Genomic DNA, 17,468 nt, shown 5'->3' with positions numbered 1-17,468 from the left:
TCAGTCCCATTCCAGGCCGCCGCGCCGCCACACGTACGCGTAGGCGACGAAGACGGTGAGCACGAAGAGCAGCATCTCCACGAGCCCGAACACGCCCAGGGCGTCGAAGGTGACCGCCCATGGGTAGAGAAAGACGATCTCGATGTCGAAGACGATGAAGAGCATCGCCGTCAGGTAGTACTTGATGGGGAAGCGCCCGCCGCCGGCCGGCGTGGGGGTCGGCTCGATGCCGCACTCGTAGGCCTCGAGCTTGGCGCGGTTGTACCGCTTCGGTCCGATCAGCGTGGCCATGACCACGGAGAAGATCGCAAAGCCTGCCCCGAGGGCTCCCAGTACGAGGATGGGCGCATACGCGTTCACCGCTCCTCGCTCCTCTCAGTCGGCACTGACTGCTGGCGGTTGCGTGGACCCACGGCCGTCTCATCTGTCCCACCACCCCCGCTGGTCCCGGCGAAGATCGGGAACATGTGAAGCAGGTCACAAGCCCAACTGCAGGGCATCTTATGCCCGACACTCTGTGATCTGCGACACGGGGTATTACACGAGCTTTGTGATCTCCACCACCTGACGAACGATCATCAAGTCGGATGAGCGGTGATCTTCGCACGCGAAGCACCTGAGTGATCACTAGTGGTTACATTTTACTGCGTCTTTGCAGGTCGGGAGGGGCGTGCACTATCAGATGACAAGCGTTCGGCGCAAAGTGGCGATGGACGTCAAGACCTTGATATAGGGCTTCCTTTCACACATCAGGGGGACGGCGACACGGGAAGTGGACACGTTCACCCGTTCACAAGCCGCGCCGGGCTCCTGCGAGGGCGTCGCAACGATGCGTGGGTGAACGATGTGACCGCTGCGCCTGAAGAGCCGGAAGGGGCAAAAGGGATTTCAGTCGCCCGAGTGGACGTATCGGCGACACCGGCGGGGCGGGCAGAGGGCCGGCGGCGGACGTGCGGACGCACGGGAGGGCAGTGACCGTTCCGTGACCTCCACCACACTCATGAGAGGGCCATGAGAACCGGGCTTGGCCAACGGTCCCCACCGATGGTAGGCGCGGGGCAATTCGGGCGTAACAACGAAAGCCCATGATCACAGGCATGATCACCTGCGTCCGCAATGTCCGTTACGGCGTCAATAAAGGCCGACACGCCCGGGCTTCACGGCTTCCTTTGAGCAAATGTGGCGCACCACACGTTTCTTGAAGATATGAAGGAGCCCCTGGTACCGGTTGTTCCCATGTCCCACACCGCTCACATACGCAGCCACCGGAAGCCCCGCCGTAGCGCGTCGAAAATCGCGATGCGGGCCGGAGTTGCCGGTGGCGTCCTCGGCACCCTGGCAGTGACGGGTGCGTCGGCCTCCTCGGCGAACGCCGCCGAACCGGTCACCCAGACGCTCGAACTGCCCACCCTCACGGCCGACCTGGCCGCTCAGGTCGCCCAGTCCGCGGACGCCACGCAGCAGGCCGCCGCGAACTACCAGCTGCAGGCCGAGCGTGACGCGGCCGCCGCGAAGGCCGCCAAGCAGGCCAAGGCGGACCTGGCCGAGGCGAAGAAGAAGGCCGAGGCCGAGGCCGAGAAGCAGAAGGCCGAGGAGGCCGCCCGCAAGGCCGCCGCCGAGCGCGCCTCGCGCAACGCCGCGCGGACCACCCTGACCGCGTCGGTGAGCGCCGACTCCTCCTCCGGCGCCGGTGCCGGTGCCAGTGCCTCCGTCTCCACCGGCAGCTCCACCGCGACCGGTTCCGTCGCCGCCGTCATCTCCTTCGTCAAGGCCCAGGTCGGCAAGGCCTACGTCTCCGGGGCCACCGGTCCGTCGGCGTACGACTGCTCGGGCCTGGTGCAGACCGCCTTCAAGCAGGTCGGCGTGAGCCTGCCGCGCGTCTCGCAGGACCAGTCGACCGCGGGCACCCAGGTGTCGCTGTCGAACCTGCAGCCGGGCGACATCCTGTACTGGGGTGGCGCGGGCAGCGCGTACCACGTGGCCGTCTACGTCGGTGACGGTATGTTCGTCGGCGCGCAGAACCCCTCCACGGGCGTCGTGGAGAGGCCGCTGTCGTACGACCCGCCGTCCGGCGCGGTGCGGGTGCTCTGAGGCCCCGCAAGCCGTACGGAGAGAAGGGCCGCAGCCGCTCGGGGGCAGCGGCCCTTCCGGCGTTCCCGGCGGCGCTCAGCACGGCTGAAGGGGCTCAGCACGGCTGAGGGCGTCGCGCACCGGCCAACGGCTCGGCACGGCCGAGAGGCACCACGCGTCGGAGGCCGGCTCACCAGGGAGCCGGCCTCCGACGTCATCGCGTCTCGCGCGCTCTCACGCCTTCGGCGCCACCTTGGACAGGCCGTTGATGATGCGGTCCATGGCGTCGCCGCCCGTGGGGTCGGTGAGGTTGGCCAGCAGCTTGAGGGTGAACTTCATCAGCAGCGGGTGCGTCAGGCCGCGCTGGGCGGCGATCTGCATGACCTTGGGGTTGCCGATGAGCTTCACGAACGCGCGGCCGAGGGTGTAGTAGCCGCCGTAGGTGTCCTTCAGGATGCGCGGGTAGCGCTGGAGGGCGAGTTCGCGCCGGGCGGCCGTGCCGCGCGCGTGCGCCTGGACGATGACGTCGGCGGCGAGCTGCCCGGACTCCATGGCGTAGGCGATGCCCTCGCCGTTGAAGGGGTTCACCAGGCCGCCGGCGTCGCCGACGAGCAGCAGCCCGCGCGTGTAGTGCGGCTGGCGGTTGAAGGCCATGGGCAGGGCGGCGCCGCGGATGGGGCCGGTCATGTTCTCCGGGGTGTAGCCCCAGTCCTCGGGCATGGAGGCGCACCAGGCCTTGAGGATCTCGCGCCAGTCCAGCTCCTTGAAGGAGGCGGAGGTGTTGAGCACGCCGAGGCCGACGTTGGAGGTGCCGTCGCCCATGCCGAAGATCCAGCCGTAGCCGGGCAGCAGGCGGTCCTGCGGGCCGCGCCGGTCCCACAGCTCCAGCCAGGACTCCAGGTAGTCGTCGTCGTGGCGGGGCGAGGTGAAGTACGTCCGGACGGCCACGCCCATCGGGCGGTCCTCGCGGCGGTGCAGGCCCATCGCCAGGGACAGCCGGGTGGAGTTGCCGTCGGCGGCGACGACGAGCGGCGCGTGGAAGGTGACCTCGCGCTTCTCCTCGCCCAGCTTGGCGGTCACGCCGGTGATGCGGCCGGTGCGGTCGTCGACGATCGGCCCGGAGACGTTGCAGCGCTCGAACAGCCGCGCGCCGGCCTTCTGCGCCTGCCGGGCGAGCTGCTCGTCGAAGTCGTCGCGCTTGCGGACGAGTCCGTAGTCGGGGAAGGAGGCCAGTTCCGGCCAGTCCAGCTGGAGCCGCACGCCGCCGCCGATGATGCGCAGACCCTTGTTGCGCAGCCAGCCGGCCTCCTCGGAGATGTCGATGCCCATGGCGACGAGCTGCTTGACGGCGCGCGGGGTGAGGCCGTCGCCGCACACCTTCTCGCGCGGGAACTCGGTCTTCTCCAGCAGCAGGACGTCGAGTCCGGCACGCGCGAGGTGGTACGCGGTGGTGGAACCCGCCGGCCCCGCGCCCACGACGATGACGTCGGCGGTGTTCTCGGAGAGGGGCTCAGTCACGACGGTCACGGCGGGATCTCCCCAAGTTCGAAATCTGCGTGCCGACCGGCACTGGACATGGGCAGTCTATTCAGCAGGATTGATCACCCGGCTGAAGGGCTGCCCCGTGAACCGACCTCTTCCCGTGGTACGGCTGCGTGTTCCCACCGACGAGGACGCCGTCGCCTGGCACCGGATCTTCGACGATCCGGAGGTCATGGAGTTCCACGGCGGCAAGTCCGCCGAGCTGTCCGTCTACGAGGAGCTGACCGCCCGCCAGCGCCGGCACGACGCCGAACGCGGCTTCTGCTTCTGGACGATGCTGGACGAGGACGACCGGGTCATCGGCTTCACGGGCGCCCAGCCGTGGCCGGGCCAGTGGGGGCCGGTCGGCGAGATCGAGATCGGCTGGCGGCTCGGCCGCGCGCACTGGGGCCGGGGGTACGCCACGGCCGCCGCCCGGATGACCCTGGAGCGGCTGCGCGCGGCCGGGGTGCCGAGCGTGGTGGCCATGGTGGACTCCCGCAACGAGCGGTCCATAGCGGTCACCCGGCGGCTCGGTATGCGCCTGGTCGAGACGTTCGTGACGCCGGTGGGGCAGCGGAAGGGCCACTGCTACCGGCTCGACCTGCGGGCCGGTGACACACCGTAGTCACACGCCGTCGATTGTCACGGAAAGACACGCGACGCTTCCGGGTGGCACCCCCGGCGGTTACCCTGCCGGTACCGCTGGGGGGTGACGTCCGTGTACCCGACACCCAAGACACCCGAAGTCCGCGTGCCGCGCCTGGTGGGGCTGATGGCGGTGGACGCGCGGGAGACCGCCCGGGCGCGGGGCCTGTGCCTCGACGCGCCGGACCGCCCCGACTTCCACCTCACCGTCGTCGAGGACGTCGTGCGCCAGTACCCGCAGCCCGGGGCCGAGGTGCCCCGGGACTCGAAGGTGTACGTCTGGTTCGACTTCGGCCCGGGCGAGGGCGCGGGCGGCGTCCGCGAGCCGCGCGTCCCAGGACCGCCCTCGGGCGGCCTGCAACGCGAACTCCAGGAGCCGGGCGACCCGTACGTCGCCAGCCCGGCCTGACCGGTACGCCGGCCGGCCCCGCACGACCCCGGTGGCCGGGGCTCTCAGGCCTTGAACCCCCGGTGCAGGGCCACGATGCCGCCGCTGAGGTTGCGCCAGGCCACCTTCGACCAGCCGGCCGCGCGCAGCCGCTCGGCCAGCGCCGGCTGGTCGGGCCAGGCGCGGATGGACTCGGCGAGGTAGACGTAGGCGTCCGGGGCGGAGGACACGGCCCGCGCCAGGGGCGGCAGGGCACGCATCAGGTACTCCGTGTAGACGGTGCGGAAGGGCCCCCAGGTGGGGTGGGAGAACTCGCAGATCACCACGCGTCCGCCGGGCCGGGTCACCCGGTGCATCTCGCGCAGCGCCGCGTCGAAGTCCTGGACGTTGCGCAGCCCGAAGGAGATGGTGACCGCGTCGAAGGTGTCGTCCTTGAACGGCAGCCGGGTGGCGTCGCCGGCCGTGAACGGCAGCCAGGTGTGCCGCCGCTTGCCGACCTGGAGCATGCCGAGCGAGAAGTCGCAGGGCACGACGTAGGCGCCGGCGCGGGTGAAGGGCAGCGAGGAGGTGGCCGTGCCGGCGGCGAGGTCGAGGACCTTCTGCGCCGGGCGGGCGTCGACCGCTCTGGCGACCTCCTTGCGCCACCGCCGGTCCTGCCCCAGGGACAGCACGTCGTTGGTCAGGTCGTACCGTTCCGCCACGCCGTCGAACATCGAGGCGACTTCGTGCGGCTGCTTCTCCAGGGATGCGCGGGTCACGGTGCCATTGTGGCAGGAGGGGGCGCGGCGTCACGGCAGCAGCCTCGGCTTCTTCCGCCCGGCCACGTCCTCCACCCATCCGCACAGCAGCACGAACGCGGCGATGAGCACCCAGCCGACGCCGAACAGGAACCACTGGCTGCCCAGCGGCAGGTACGTCTCGAAGGCCGGCACGTCCCACATCAGGTCGATCAGCGGCACCGCCAGGATCAGCGCGATCTCGTGCCAGAGGTAGATCGTCACGGCGCGCGCGTTGAAGACGGTGACCAGCCGGTCCAGCCGGCGGATGAGGGTCCCCCCGCGCGAGCGGAGCCGAGCGCGGGGACGGGCGAGCCAGGCGAAGTCCGTGCCGAGGTACGCCTTCGCGTACATCAGCAGCGCGACGAACCCCGCCGACCACAACGCCTGCGCGAGCGGGATCTCGTCGAGGTCGTACGTCCCGGCGTCGGCCCGGTGGGCGAAGGCGTACCAGCCGCCGCAGGCCATGGCGGCGAGCGACGGCAGGACCAGCACGGCCGGCCGGATCCGCCCGAGCACCCCGTCGCGGTGCGCGAAGCCCAGCAGCCAGCAGGTCAGGTAGGTCGACAGGTCCTCCAGGGCGGTGCCGAAGCGGTTGTCGGGGGCGTTTCGCCAGAAGGTGAGGAGGAGGATCGGGACGAGGGACAGCGGCAGGACGGTCCGCGGGGCGCGGCGGAAGACCCACAGCAGCACCGGGGAGAGCAGGACGAACCACAGGTAGGTGCGCAGGTACCACAGGATCTCCCAGGCCTGCTCCGCCCACGCGCTGCCCGGCGGGTCGCCCAGCGGCACCACCCAGAACACGATCTGCCGGCCCGGCATCCAGCCGTGCACCAGCATCGCCGTCACCACGAACAGGCCCCAGAACCAGAACGGCGGCAGCAGCCGGCGCAGGCGGCTCCTCAGCACCTTCAGGGCGGGCCGCTCCAGGGACTTGGCCATCAGCGTGCCGGCCAGGCCGAACATGACGCCCATGGAGGGGAAGACCAGCCCCGCCCACGCCCAGCCGAAGGTGTGGTACGCCACGACCCGGACGAGGGCGAGCGCGCGCAGGGCGTCGAAGTAGCGGTCCCGGCCGGCCGGACGCGGCGCCTGCGCGCGGGGCAGCTCGGCGGGGTCCGCCACCGGCCCCGTCCGCACCGCCCCCTTGCTGTGCGCCCCCATCACCGCACCCCGGCCGAGGCGCCGACCTCACCGGTGCGCTTCAGCTTCTGCCAGCGCAGCCGGCCGCCGGTCAGGGCGGTGATGCAGGAGTGGATGAGGACCAGGTACATCATCTGCCGGTACGCCAGCTGCTGCAGCGGCATCATCAGCAGGTACCGGTACTTCTCCCGGTCCAGGCGGAAGGCGTAGGCCGCGCACAGCAGTTGCACGCCCAGCACCGCCAGCCAGGCGAGCAGCGCCGCCCGGAAGTCGATGAAGAGCATCGAGTAGATCGTGAACACGTCGATGAGGGGTGCGAAGACGGGCGTGACGACCTGGAAGAGCACCACCAGGGGCAGGCCGACCCGGCCGAACCGGCCCGAGGGGCCCCGGTCCGTCAGCGACCCGCGGTGCTTCCACAGCGCCTGCATCGTGCCGTAGGACCAGCGGTAGCGCTGGGACCACAGCTGCTTCAGGGAGCCCGGCGCCTCCGTCCAGGCCCGCGCGTGCTCCTGGTAGACCACGCGCCAGCCGGCCCGGTGCAGGGCGATGGTGATGTCGGTGTCCTCGGCGAGGGTGTCCTCGCTCATGCCGCCCACCTGCAGCACCGCCTCGCGCCGGAACGCGCCGATGGCGCCGGGGATCGTCGGCATGCAGCGCAGCAGGTCGTACATGCGCCGGTCGAGGTTGAAGCCCATCACGTACTCGATGTGCTGCCAGGCGCCGATGAGGGTGGTGCGGTTGCCGACCTTGGCGTTGCCGGCCACGGCGCCGACCGACGGGTCGGCGAAGGGCTGCACCAGGTGCCGTACCGTGTCGGGCTCGAAGACGGTGTCGCCGTCCATCATCACCACGATGTCGTTGCGGGCGTGGCGCACGCCGTTGTTGAGGGCGGCCGGCTTGCCCGCGTTCTCCTGGCGGATCACCCGGACGCCCGGCAGGCCCAGGGACTCGGCGATGTCGGCGGTGCCGTCGGTGGAGCCGTCGTCGACGACGATGATCTCGATGGGGTGGGTGCTGCGGGCCAGCGAGGTGAGGGTGGCCGCGATGCACTCCTTCTCGTTGTACGCCGGGACGATCACGCTGACCGGGCGGGTGACCGGTGGGCCCCAGCTGAAGCGGCGTCCGGTGCGCTGCTTGTGGTGGCGCCGGGCGAGGACGAGCATCATCGCGAAGCGGCCCATGACCGCGACGCCCACGACGACCAGCCCCGCCGAGAGCGCGGGCACGGTCCACTCGGCGACGGCGACGGCCCAGATCAGCGCCTTGCCCTCGTAGAGGGTGGTGCCGGTGGCCTTGTGGTGGGCGGCCTGCCGGCCGGAGCCGGCCGCGGTGGCGGGGTCGGCCGGGATGTCGCGGCCGCGGGACGCCACGCCGGTGGAAGCAGAGGGCGCGGCGGCGGAGGACGGGGTGGCGGAGGGCGCGGCAGCGGACGGGGCGGTGGCGGAGGCGCCGTCCGGCCGGGAGGCGGCCCGCTGCTTCTCCATGACCCCGCTGATGGTGGTGAAGGTGTAGCCCTTCGCCTTCATCTTCTTGATGTACTGCGGCAGCGCCTTGATGGTCTGCGCCCGGTCGCCGCCCGCGTCGTGGAACAGCACCACGGCGCCGTCGGTGGACTTCGGGGTCGCCCACTGGACGATCTTCGAGACGCCCGGCCGCTTCCAGTCGTCGCTGTCGGTGTCGACGAAGACGCTGGTGTAGCCGTCCTCGCCGAGCTTTCGGTAGACGGGCCAGCTGTAGTTGTCGATGGCGTCCGTCTCCGAGGAGTACGGCGCCCGGAACAGCGTGGTGGTGATGCCGGCCGCGCCGGCGAGGGCGAGCTGGGTCTGCTCCATCTCGCGCTTGATCCGCCCGGCGCTCTGGTACGACAGGTCGACGTGCGTGAAGGTGTGGATGCCGACCTCGTTGCCCTGCTCGACCATCGTCCGCACGATGCCCGGGTGGCGCGAGACCATCGAGCCCACCAGGAAGAACGTGCCGGGCACGTCGTTCTCCGCGAGAACCTTCAGCACCTGCGGGGTCCAGGTGGGATCCGGGCCGTCGTCGAAGGTCAGGGCGATCGTCTTGGCGGGCGCGGAGACCGTGGTGGCCCGGCCGCCCTGGAAGGTGAGGATCGGGCCGCCGTTCAGCACCTTGTCGGGCACCTTGTCGGCACTGGCGCCGGTGCGCACCCGTTCGTCACCGCCGACCTCGGCGCGCAGATAGCCGTCGAGCAGCAGGGCGCAGGTCAGCGCCAGCAGGAGCAGCAGGGCGAGGATGACACGGGGCCGTTGCAGGGCCGCGGCCCTGCCCGCCGCCCGTTCGATCCGGGTGGGGGCGCGGCGGCGGCCCCGGGAAGGCGTCGTCGTGGTCATGGCCGCGGCTCGGCTCCGTCCTGGGGTCCGGTGCCGCCGGGCCCCTCCCCGTTCCGGCCGGCCTGGCCGACCTGGCCGCCGGGGGTCTTGGCGTCGCTGCGGAAGGGCAGCAGCGAGGACGGGTTCAGCGAGGTCCCCCAGCCCATGAAGGCCGCGCCGAGCACGACCGCGTACGCCAGACACGCGACACCGACGAGGAGGCCGATCCGGCGCAGCACCTTCGACCGGCGTCCGGAGGCGTCGACGAACACGGGTCCCTCGGTGGCACCGGCGCCGCGCCGGCGGCGGCGCCCGCGCGTCGCGGCGCCGGCCTCGATGACGGAATTGGCAGGCTCGTGTTGCATTCCCCGCACATTAGGCACGCTTTTTTGTCCTCACCTCCGCGTTCCTTGTGAACCGCCCATGAAAGGAACGGAAACCTGTCTCTTTGCCATGAAATTCGACCAGGACCGTTCTCGCGGCCCGAACTCCCAGATCGGTGTGAGACATTTCCAGCCCGAAATCCCGTTTGTTTCGGCCGGGGGCCGCCCTCGCGCCGCGACGGACAGCACGAGAGCTGGGTGCATGCGCCATGAGGAGTCTGCTGACGAAGACGGCCGGTCTGACCTGCCTGTTCGCCCTGACGGTCACGGGCTGCTCGGCGGGCTCGGGCGGCTCGGCGGGCTCCTTGGACGCCGCGCCGCCGGCCACCGGGAGAGCGGCGTCACCGCAGGCCACCGGGAAGGCGTCGCGTACGTCGTACGCGCCCTACGTCAGCGCCACCACGGCGTCCGACACCGATTCCGCGGGCTCCCCGACGACGTACAACCTGGCTTTCGTCATTTCCGACGGCAGCACGTGCACACCGAAGTGGAACGGCACCTACGCCATCGGCGACTCGGCGGTGAAAAACCGGATCGACGCGTTGAAGAAGTCCGGCGCCACCGTGCGCGTCTCCTTCGGCGGCGCCTCCGGCAAGGAGCTGGCGGCGACCTGCGGCAGCGTCTCGGCGCTGGCGAAGGCGTACGGCCGGGCCCTGGACGCGGCCGGCGCCGAGCAGGCGGACTTCGACATCGAGGGCGACGAGCTGACCGACTCCGCCTCCGTCGCCCTGCGCTCGCAGGCCATCCGGCAACTGCAGCAACAGCGCCCAGACCTGACGGTCTCCTTCACGCTGCCCGTGATGCCCTCCGGGCTGGACGACGATGGCGTGGCCCTGCTGGAGTCCGCGAACACCTACGACGTGCGGGTCTCCACGGTCGACCTGATGACCATGAACTACGGCGAGTCGTACACCGGCGACATGGGCGCCTACGCGATCACCGCCGCGAACGCCGCCCACGCCCAGCTGAAGAAGGTCTTCGGCCTGTCGGACGCGGCCACCTGGCAGGGCATGGCGCTCACCTCGATGATCGGCGTCAACGACGTCGCCGGGGAGACCTTCACGCTCTCCGACGCCACCCAGGTGCGCGCCTTCGCCGAGGAGAAGAAGATCGCCTGGGTGTCGATGTGGTCGGCCTTCCGCGACCGGCCGTGCCGGAAGGGCGAGTCGGCGCAGGACGACGCGGCCACCGACTGCAGCGGGGTGTCCCAGAGCGCGGGGGCGTTCGCCGCGGCCTTCGCGGAGTGAGCCGGCACTGAGCTGACAGTGCGCCGCCCATGACCCGGAGGTGACCCGGCGACGGCTCAGCGGCGGCGGTGGACCAGGCGGCCCACGCACACGGTCGCGAGGCAGGCGCCGTCCGCGTCGAACACGGCGAGGTCCGCGCGCCCGCCCGGCTCCAGGGCCGCGGGCCGGGCGGCCGGGAGCACGGCGACGTCGTTGCGCAGGGCAGCCGCCCGCAGTTCGGGCGTGTCCAGGCACGGAGCCAGGACGGCCGCCGCGCCGAGCTTGAGCACCGCGTGGACGCGCTCGCGCGGGCTGGGTGCCGCGGGCAGCGGCCCCTCGTGCACCCGGGCGGGCCCGAGCACCCCGGGCCACCGCCGCTCCCGCGCCCCCGGGAACCGCTCCCGCAGTTCGGCGGGCGTGCCCACGGCCGCGATCCGGGTGCCCTCCACGGCGACGGCGCCCTCCACCAGCGGCGCGGCGTCCCACGCGCGGCGGACCTCGTCCGCCAGGTGGATCGTCAGCATGCGACGGGCCTTCAGTTCGAAGCGAGCAGCTTCAGTTCCGGGTGCGCGGTCCCGCCCTCGATGGCGGTGGAGGAGATGTGGGACATCACGCGGTCGTCGACCGGGTCGTTCGCCGGGTCGTCGTGCACCACGAGGTGCTCGTACGTCGTGGAGCGCTGCGCCGGGACCCGGCCCGCCTTGCGGATCAGGTCGATGATCTCCATGCGGTTGGAGCGGTGCTTGGCGCCGGCGGAGGAGACCACGTTCTCCTCCAGCATGATCGAGCCGAGGTCGTCGGCGCCGTAGTGCAGGGTCAGCTGGCCGACGTCCTTGCCGGTGGTCAGCCAGGAGCCCTGGATGTGCATGACGTTGTCCAGGAAGAGGCGGGCGATCGCGATCATCCGCAGGTACTCGAAGAGGGTCGCCTGGGTGCGGCCCTTGAGGTGGTTGTTCTCCGGCTGGTAGGTGTACGGGATGAACGCGCGGAAGCCGCCCGTGCGGTCCTGGACGTCCCGGATCATCCGCAGGTGCTCGATCCGCTCGGCGTTCGTCTCGCCGGTGCCCATCAGCATCGTGGAGGTGGACTCCACGCCCAGCCGGTGCGCGGTCTCCATGATCTCCAGCCAGCGCTCGCCGGACTCCTTCAGCGGGGCGATGGCCTTGCGGGGCCGCTCGGGCAGGAGTTCGGCGCCGGCGCCCGCGAAGGAGTCCAGGCCGGCCTCGTGGATGCGGGTGATGGCCTCCTCCACCGACACACCGGAGATCCGGGCCATGTGCTCGACCTCGGAGGCGCCCAGCGAGTGGATGACCAGCTGCGGGAACGCCTCCTTGATGGCGCGGAAGGCGCGCTCGTAGTACTCCACGCCGTAGTCCGGGTGGTGGCCGCCCTGGAACATGATCTGCGTGCCGCCCAGCTCCACGGTCTCCGCGCAGCGCCGCAGGATGTCGTCCAGGTCCCGGCTCCAGCCCTTCTCGGTGTCCTTGGGGGCCGCGTAGAAGGCGCAGAACTTGCACGCCGTGACGCACACGTTCGTGTAGTTGATGTTGCGCTCGATGATGTACGTCGCGATGTGCTCGGTGCCGGCGTACTTCAGGCGGCGCGCGGCGTCGGCGGCGGCACCCAGCGCGTGCAGCGGGGCGTGGCGGTACAGGTCGAGGGCTTCCTCGGGGGTGATCCGCCCGCCCGCGGCGGCACGGTCGAGAACGGGCTGGAGGTCGGCCTTCTCGGTCACCGGCGTCCCCTTCACTGGATTTCGCTGGATTTCGCTGGGTTCGTAAGGGTTGTGGACGGACCCGGCCAGCCTACGCCAGGGCGTCTGCCGAGCCGACGTCAGGCCGGGTCCGGCCAAGGGCACTGCGGTGCCGCGGTGTTCCTGTGCCGCCCCCGGCTGCCCGGGGGCGGGGGCGGCGTGGTCGGGCCCCTACGGCGGCCCGTAGGCGGGCGTGGCGTTGTCGAGCCCCGTCCCTACGGTTGCAGCAGGTCCACCTTCACATCCGCCGGGAAGCCGGTGGTCGGCCCGACCCGCCGGGCGAACTCCGCGACCGCGGACAGCTGCGGGGCGCCGAAGCTGAAGTCGAGGGTGGTGAAGTACTGCTCCAGCACCTTCTCGTCGAACGCCTCCCAGCGGGCCGCCTGCTCGGCGACCTTGCCGACCTCCTCCAGGGAGAGGTTGCGCGAGGCCAGGAACGCCTCGTGCACCTGGCGGGTGATGGCGGGCTCCCGCTCGAAGTAGTCGCGGCGCGCCGCCCAGACCGCGAAGACGAAGGGCAGGCCCGTCCACTCCTTCCACAGCCGGCCGAGGTCGTGCACGGCCAGGCCGTAGCGGGGGCCGTCGTGGAGGTTGGCGCGCAGGGCCGCGTCGCCGATGAGCACCGCGGCCTCCGCCTCGCGCATCATCAGGCCCAGGTCGGGCGGGCAGGTGTAGTAGTCCGGCGCCACGCCGAACCGCTCGGCGAGCAGCAGCTGGGCCAGGCGGACGGAGGTGCGGGAGGTCGAGCCGAGGGCGACGCGGGCGCCGTCGAGGCGGTCCAGCGGGACCTGGGAGACGATCACGCAGGACATGACGTCGCCGTCGCAGCCGACCGCGATGTCGGGGAAGGCGACCAGGTCGTCCGCGTGCTTGAGGAACTCGACGAGGGTGATCGGACCGATGTCGAGGTCGCCCCGCACCAGCTGCTCGCTGAGCTTCTCCGGGGTGTCCTTGGTCAGCTCGAAGTCGAGCAGCGTGCCCGTTCTCGCGAGCCCCCAGTACAGAGGCAGGCAGTTGAGGAACTGAATGTGGCCGACACGCGGCCGGGTGCGAGAATTGTCCACATCGCGAGACTAGACCCCGGCTCGCCCGCGCCCGCCTCCGGGCCCTCGCGCGGCCGCCCGCGCACCCCCCTGTCACCCGCTCGGCCGCCTCGTCAGCCTTCTTCTCCCGATTCCGCCGCGTCAACCTCTCCCCAGAGCCTTCAAACATCCGGGTGACGTGATCTTGATCCCTCTTGCATTCCGCGGCCCGCATGCTACGCTCACAGCAAGTTGCAGTTTTGGTTTCCCTTGCAGTACAGAGCCTGCGGAGCATGTGACCGCGGGCTCTGGTCGTTTTCAGACGTATGCAGTTGTGCGGCGATTTCGTTTCCACATTTGCAGGTTCTGGAGCAGGGCGACCCTTTGGGCCCAAGGAGGGCTTATGGCTACCGGAACCGTGAAGTGGTTCAACGCCGAAAAGGGCTTTGGCTTCATCGCCCAGGAAGGCGGAGGCCCCGATGTCTTCGTCCACTACTCCGCGATCAACGCGACCGGTTTCCGCTCTCTCGAAGAGAACCAGCAGGTGAGCTTCGACGTGACGCAGGGCCCGAAGGGCCCGCAGGCGGAGAACGTCACCCCGGTCTGAGCGAACCTCGCGCAGTACCAGATCTGAGTGCAGTACCCAAGGAGCCCCGAGCCGACCGGCGACGGGGCTCCTGCCCTTTGTACGGGCGAGGACGCCGTGGGTCACGGCGTCCCTCCGGTGAATTTCCGGCGAACACTTTCGGCCATTTCGCTTACGTGCGGTGATGCGCGCCCGGCGGCATTGTCAGTGGCCGCCGCTAGGGTGCGCGCCCATGACGGACACCGCCGAAGCCACCGACTTCCTGCGCACCACCCGCGCCTTCTACGACGCCATCGCCGAGGACTACGCCGAGCACTTCCGGGGGGACCTGAAGCCCCGGCCGCTGGAGCGGGCCGTGCTCACGGCCTTCGCCGAACTCGTCGCCGGGGACGGGCTCGACGGCGAGGTGGCCGACCTCGGCTGCGGCCCCGGGCGGGTCACCGCCCTGCTGGACCGGCTCGGCCTGCCCGTGTTCGGCGTGGACCTGTCCGCGTCGATGCTCGCCGTCGCCCGCCGGGAGAACCCGCACCTGCGCTTCGAGCAGGGCTCCATCCTGGAGCTGGACCTCGCCGACGGCGCGCTCGCCGGCGCCCTGTCCTGGTACTCGTCCATCCACACGCCCGGGGACCGGTTGCCGGACCTGTTCGCCGAGTTCCACCGGATCCTCGCGCCGGGCGGCCGGCTCCTGGTGGCCTTCCAGGCCGGTGACGCCCCGCTCCGCCTGGAGCGGCCCTTCGGCCGCCCGGTCACCCTCGACTTCCAGCGGCGCCGCCCCGAGCGGATCGAGGAGCTGCTGACCGCGGCCGGCTTCACCGTGCAAGCCCGGCTGGTACGCGAGCCGGACGAGACTCGGCGAGTCCGCTCCGCAGGCCTTCCTCACCGCCCGCAAGCCGCCCGCCACGAGCGAGCCCGCGGTCCCCTCCGCGAGCGGTGCCACGGCCACGGGCTGAGCCGCGGCCTCCCCGGCCCCGGCCCGGACTCAGTCCGCGTACAGCCCCTCCACCTGCCGGGCGAAGTCCCGCAGGATCACCTCGCGCCGGAGCTTCATCGACGGCGTCAGGTGCCCGGCCTCCTCGGTGAAGTCCACGGGGAGGACGGCGAAGCGGCGGATCGACTCGGGGCGGGAGACCAGCTTGTTGGCCTCGTCCACCGCGCGCTGCAGCACGGCCGTCAGCTCCGGGTCGTCCACCAGCAGTTCGGGCGGCACCGGATGCTTGCCGTTCATGCGGCGCCAGTGGGTGAGGCCCTCCGGATCCAGGGTGATCAGCGCCGAGACGTAGGGGCGGCCGTCGCCCAGCACCATGCACTGGGAGATCAGGGGGTGGGAGCGCAGCCAGTTCTCCAGCGGGGCCGGGGCCACGTTCTTGCCGCCCGCGGTGATCAGGATCTCCTTCTTCCGGCCGGTGATCGTCAGATAGCCGTCGTCGTCCAGGCGGCCGATGTCGCCGGTCGGGAACCAGCCGTCGTACGTCGCCGGGGCGACGCCGCCGGCGTGGGGGTCCCAGTACCCGCGGAACACCTGGCCGCCGCTGAGCAGCACCTCGCCGTCCGCGGCGATGCGCACCCGGGTGCCCGGCAGCGGCCAGCCGACCGTGCCCAGGCGGGGCCGGTGCGGGGGCGTGACGGTCGCCGCGCCCGTCGTCTCCGTCAGGCCGTAGCCCTCGTAGACGGCGATGCCCGCCCCGGTGTAGAAGGCGGCCAGGCGCCGGCCCAGCGGCGAGCCGCCGCAGATGACGTGGCGCAGCCGGCCGCCGAGGGCGCCGCGGATGCGGCGGTAGACGAGCGGGTCGAACACGGCGCGGGCCGCCTTCAGGGCGCTGCCGGGGCCGGGGCCCGTGCCGTGCCGGCGGGCCTCGACGGCCTCGGCGTAGCGGCGGGCCACCCCGGCCGCGCGGTCGAAGGAGGCGGCCCGGCCGCCGCGCTCGGCCGTCGCCCGGGCGTTGTTGTAGATCTTCTCCAGCATGTACGGGATGGCCAGCAGGAAGGTCGGCCGGAAGCTCGCGAGATCGGCGAGCAGGTCCTCCGCCTTCAGGCTCGGCGCGTGCCCGAGGCGCACGCCGGCGCGGACGCAGGCTACGGCCACCATCCGGCCGAAGACGTGCGACAGCGGCAGGAAGAGCAGCGTCGCCGGTTCCTCGCCGGGCTTGCCCTTGAACACCGGGTGGAGGAGTTCGACGGCGTTGTCGACCTCGGCGAGGAAGTTGCCGTGGGTCAGGGCGCAGCCCTTGGGGCGGCCGGTGGTGCCGGAGGTGTAGACGAGCGTGGCGAGGGTGTCGGGGCCCAGGACGCCCCGGCGCACCTCGACCTCCTGGTCCGGGACGCGCGCGCCGCGCTCCGCCAGCCGGTCCAGGTGGTCCTGGTCCATGACCCACAGGTGGCGCAGGTCCAGCAGTCGCTCGCGTTCGGGGCCGAGGGCCGCCGCCTGGCCGGTGGTCTCGGTGACCAGGGCGACCGCGCCGGAGTCCTGGAGGATCCAGCGGGTCTGGAAGAGGGAGGAGGTGGGGTAGACGGGGACGCTGACCAGGCCCGCCGCCCACGCGGCGAAGTCGAGCAGCGTCCACTCGTAGGTCGTGCGCGCCATGACCGCGATCCGGTCGCCGGGGACCAGCCCCTCCGCGATCAGCCCCTTGGCCAGGGCGAGGACCTGCGCGGCGAACTCGGCGGCCGTCACGTGCGTCCACTGCCCGTCCGCGCCGCGGCGGCTGAGGACGGGACGGCCGGGGTCCGCCTGGGCGTTCTCGAACGGCAGGTCGGCCAGGGAGCCGTGCGTGACCTGGGCCACCAGCGGCGGCACGTACGCCTCGCGCACGGCGCCGTCCCGCCGCCGGGGCTGCGGGGCGACGAGCGCGGGTCCGGCGGCGGGGTCGTAGTCGTAGTCGCCCTCCGGGGCGGGCGGCACCGGGGCGGAGGACGGCGACGAGGACGAGTACGAGATGGGCATGGCAGCTCCTGGGGCCTGCAGCTGCGTACGGCTGTGCTGCATGGGTACGCGCCGTGCGTATCGATTCGTTCACCGGTGGTGCGCGGCTGTGCGGGCCTTGGAGTGTTACCGCCGGTTGCAAGCGGGATCGTACGGCGCGCACGTGGACACTCCGTGCGGGTTCGGGGCGGATCGCGCGATGCTCCGGAGCCGGGACTGTGCGCATGCCGGCGAGTTTCGAAGTCGGGCCCTGCACGCCGGCGTTCGGACGCCAAGCTCACGGACGCGTGTGAGGGATCGCCGCGCCCGCCGGCGGTCGAGCGCAGGCGGGAATCGCCTACGCTCACATGGGTGACGTCGACTCAGCTTCACCGGCACCGGTCGCCCGACCGGGTCGTGCCGGACGGCTCGGTGCTCCACCTGACCGCGGGCACCTCCGCCCTCGGCCCCGCGTCCGTCCCGGTCGGTCCGGGGCTGCCCGTGGACGTCGCCGAGACCACCGCCCGGCTCGCCCACCCGGCCTTGGGCGCGGTCAACGACCAGGCCGTCCGCGTCTGCGGGCAGAGCCTGCTGGGGGCGTGAGGACCATGACCGGCACCGACCCGCAGCAGCACCGGCCGCTTCGCGCTGCGCTCGGCCGACGAGCGGCGGACCCATGTGGTGGGCGAGGTGCGCCCGCGGCCGGCACGTCCCGCGCTC

16 protein-coding genes and 1 pseudogene are annotated in these 17,468 nt (G+C 71.6%); 7 read left to right on the top strand and 10 right to left on the bottom strand.

The genetic code is table 11. The features are described from left to right. Nucleotides 1-360 carry an NADH-quinone oxidoreductase subunit A gene (locus GV126_RS19155; RefSeq protein ID WP_007383963.1) on the bottom strand — a complete coding sequence of 120 codons (360 nt, stop codon included), beginning with the start codon at nt 358-360 and terminating at the stop codon, nt 1-3. Nucleotides 361-1,236: 876 nt separating this feature from the next. Between GV126_RS19155 and GV126_RS19150 the strand changes: the two genes are divergently transcribed. Beyond that, nucleotides 1,237-2,091 (top strand): C40 family peptidase, encoded by an 855-nt coding sequence (locus GV126_RS19150; protein ID WP_159668337.1) that lies wholly within the window; start codon nt 1,237-1,239, stop codon nt 2,089-2,091. Nucleotides 2,092-2,304: 213 nt separating this feature from the next. On the opposite strand, the gene GV126_RS19145 is transcribed toward GV126_RS19150, so the two are convergent. Beyond that, nucleotides 2,305-3,597, bottom strand: a complete 1,293-nt coding sequence (locus tag GV126_RS19145; protein ID WP_159668334.1) for a geranylgeranyl reductase family protein — start codon at nt 3,595-3,597, stop codon at nt 2,305-2,307. 97 nt (nt 3,598-3,694) lie between these two features. Between GV126_RS19145 and GV126_RS19140 the strand changes: the two genes are divergently transcribed. Further along, nucleotides 3,695-4,219: a GNAT family N-acetyltransferase gene (locus GV126_RS19140; protein WP_159668331.1), complete on the top strand. Its 525-nt coding sequence runs from the start codon at nt 3,695-3,697 to the stop codon at nt 4,217-4,219. Nucleotides 4,220-4,366: 147 nt separating this feature from the next. Then, nucleotides 4,367-4,648, top strand: a complete 282-nt coding sequence (locus GV126_RS19135; protein ID WP_236570275.1) for a PASTA domain-containing protein — start codon at nt 4,367-4,369, stop codon at nt 4,646-4,648. Nucleotides 4,649-4,692: 44 nt separating this feature from the next. On the opposite strand, the gene GV126_RS19130 is transcribed toward GV126_RS19135, so the two are convergent. Genes GV126_RS19130 through GV126_RS19115 form a run of 4 tightly spaced genes read right to left on the bottom strand, consistent with a single transcriptional unit; the run spans nt 4,693 to nt 9,244 of the window. Beyond that, nucleotides 4,693-5,385 (bottom strand): demethylmenaquinone methyltransferase, encoded by a 693-nt coding sequence (locus GV126_RS19130; RefSeq protein WP_159668327.1) that lies wholly within the window; start codon nt 5,383-5,385, stop codon nt 4,693-4,695. Nucleotides 5,386-5,415: 30 nt separating this feature from the next. Next, entirely contained in the window at nt 5,416-6,567 is a 1,152-nt protein-coding gene (locus GV126_RS19125; RefSeq protein WP_159668324.1) for an acyltransferase family protein, read from the bottom strand. Then, nucleotides 6,567-8,900, bottom strand: coding sequence for a bifunctional polysaccharide deacetylase/glycosyltransferase family 2 protein (locus tag GV126_RS19120; RefSeq protein ID WP_159668321.1), 2,334 nt, complete (start codon nt 8,898-8,900; stop codon nt 6,567-6,569). The genes GV126_RS19125 and GV126_RS19120 overlap by 1 nt, the downstream gene beginning before the upstream one ends. After that, complete coding sequence (locus GV126_RS19115; RefSeq protein WP_159668318.1) at nt 8,897-9,244, bottom strand: hypothetical protein; 348 nt, start codon at nt 9,242-9,244, stop codon at nt 8,897-8,899. The genes GV126_RS19120 and GV126_RS19115 overlap by 4 nt, the downstream gene beginning before the upstream one ends. 227 nt (nt 9,245-9,471) lie before the next feature. On the opposite strand from GV126_RS19115, the gene GV126_RS19110 reads away from it, so the two are divergent. Continuing rightward, nucleotides 9,472-10,509 carry a chitinase gene (locus GV126_RS19110; RefSeq protein ID WP_159668315.1) on the top strand — a complete coding sequence of 346 codons (1,038 nt, stop codon included), beginning with the start codon at nt 9,472-9,474 and terminating at the stop codon, nt 10,507-10,509. Nucleotides 10,510-10,565: 56 nt separating this feature from the next. Here the strand turns inward: GV126_RS19110 and GV126_RS19105 are convergent, their stop codons facing one another. From GV126_RS19105 to GV126_RS19095, 3 genes are all read right to left on the bottom strand, one after another. Further along, nucleotides 10,566-11,012, bottom strand: coding sequence for an imidazolonepropionase-like domain-containing protein (locus tag GV126_RS19105; protein WP_159668312.1), 447 nt, complete (start codon nt 11,010-11,012; stop codon nt 10,566-10,568). 11 nt (nt 11,013-11,023) lie between these two features. After that, entirely contained in the window at nt 11,024-12,223 is a 1,200-nt protein-coding gene (mqnC, locus tag GV126_RS19100; RefSeq protein ID WP_159668309.1) for a cyclic dehypoxanthinyl futalosine synthase, read from the bottom strand. 233 nt (nt 12,224-12,456) lie between these two features. Next, on the bottom strand, nt 12,457-13,305 hold the full coding sequence (locus GV126_RS19095) for a menaquinone biosynthetic enzyme MqnA/MqnD family protein (protein WP_159668306.1): 849 nt from the start codon (nt 13,303-13,305) through the stop codon (nt 12,457-12,459). Nucleotides 13,306-13,666: 361 nt separating this feature from the next. Here GV126_RS19095 and GV126_RS19090 point away from each other — a divergent pair, with 361 nt between their 5' ends. Both GV126_RS19090 and GV126_RS19085 read left to right on the top strand, forming a co-directional pair. Next, complete coding sequence (locus GV126_RS19090) at nt 13,667-13,870, top strand: cold-shock protein (RefSeq protein ID WP_004984723.1); 204 nt, start codon at nt 13,667-13,669, stop codon at nt 13,868-13,870. A gap of 211 nt (nt 13,871-14,081) precedes the next feature. Beyond that, nucleotides 14,082-14,799, top strand: a pseudogene (locus GV126_RS19085) (class I SAM-dependent DNA methyltransferase). Nucleotides 14,800-14,828: 29 nt separating this feature from the next. Here the strand turns inward: GV126_RS19085 and GV126_RS19080 are convergent. Next, the gene (locus GV126_RS19080) at nt 14,829-16,790 is read right to left on the bottom strand and encodes an AMP-dependent synthetase/ligase (protein WP_159668303.1); all 1,962 of its coding nucleotides are present in this window, start codon (nt 16,788-16,790) and stop codon (nt 14,829-14,831) included. A 330-nt stretch (nt 16,791-17,120) separates the two neighbouring features. On the opposite strand from GV126_RS19080, the gene GV126_RS19075 reads away from it, so the two are divergent. Then, entirely contained in the window at nt 17,121-17,351 is a 231-nt protein-coding gene (locus GV126_RS19075; protein WP_159668300.1) for a hypothetical protein, read from the top strand. The last annotated feature ends 117 nt before the right edge of the window (nt 17,352-17,468 follow it).

This window comes from Streptomyces mexicanus (genome assembly GCF_902506575.1).
Lineage (GTDB): Bacteria > Actinomycetota > Actinomycetes > Streptomycetales > Streptomycetaceae > Streptomyces > Streptomyces mexicanus.
The sequence above is the reverse complement of the archived record's forward strand: the minus strand, read 5'-3'. Positions and strand labels throughout refer to the sequence as shown.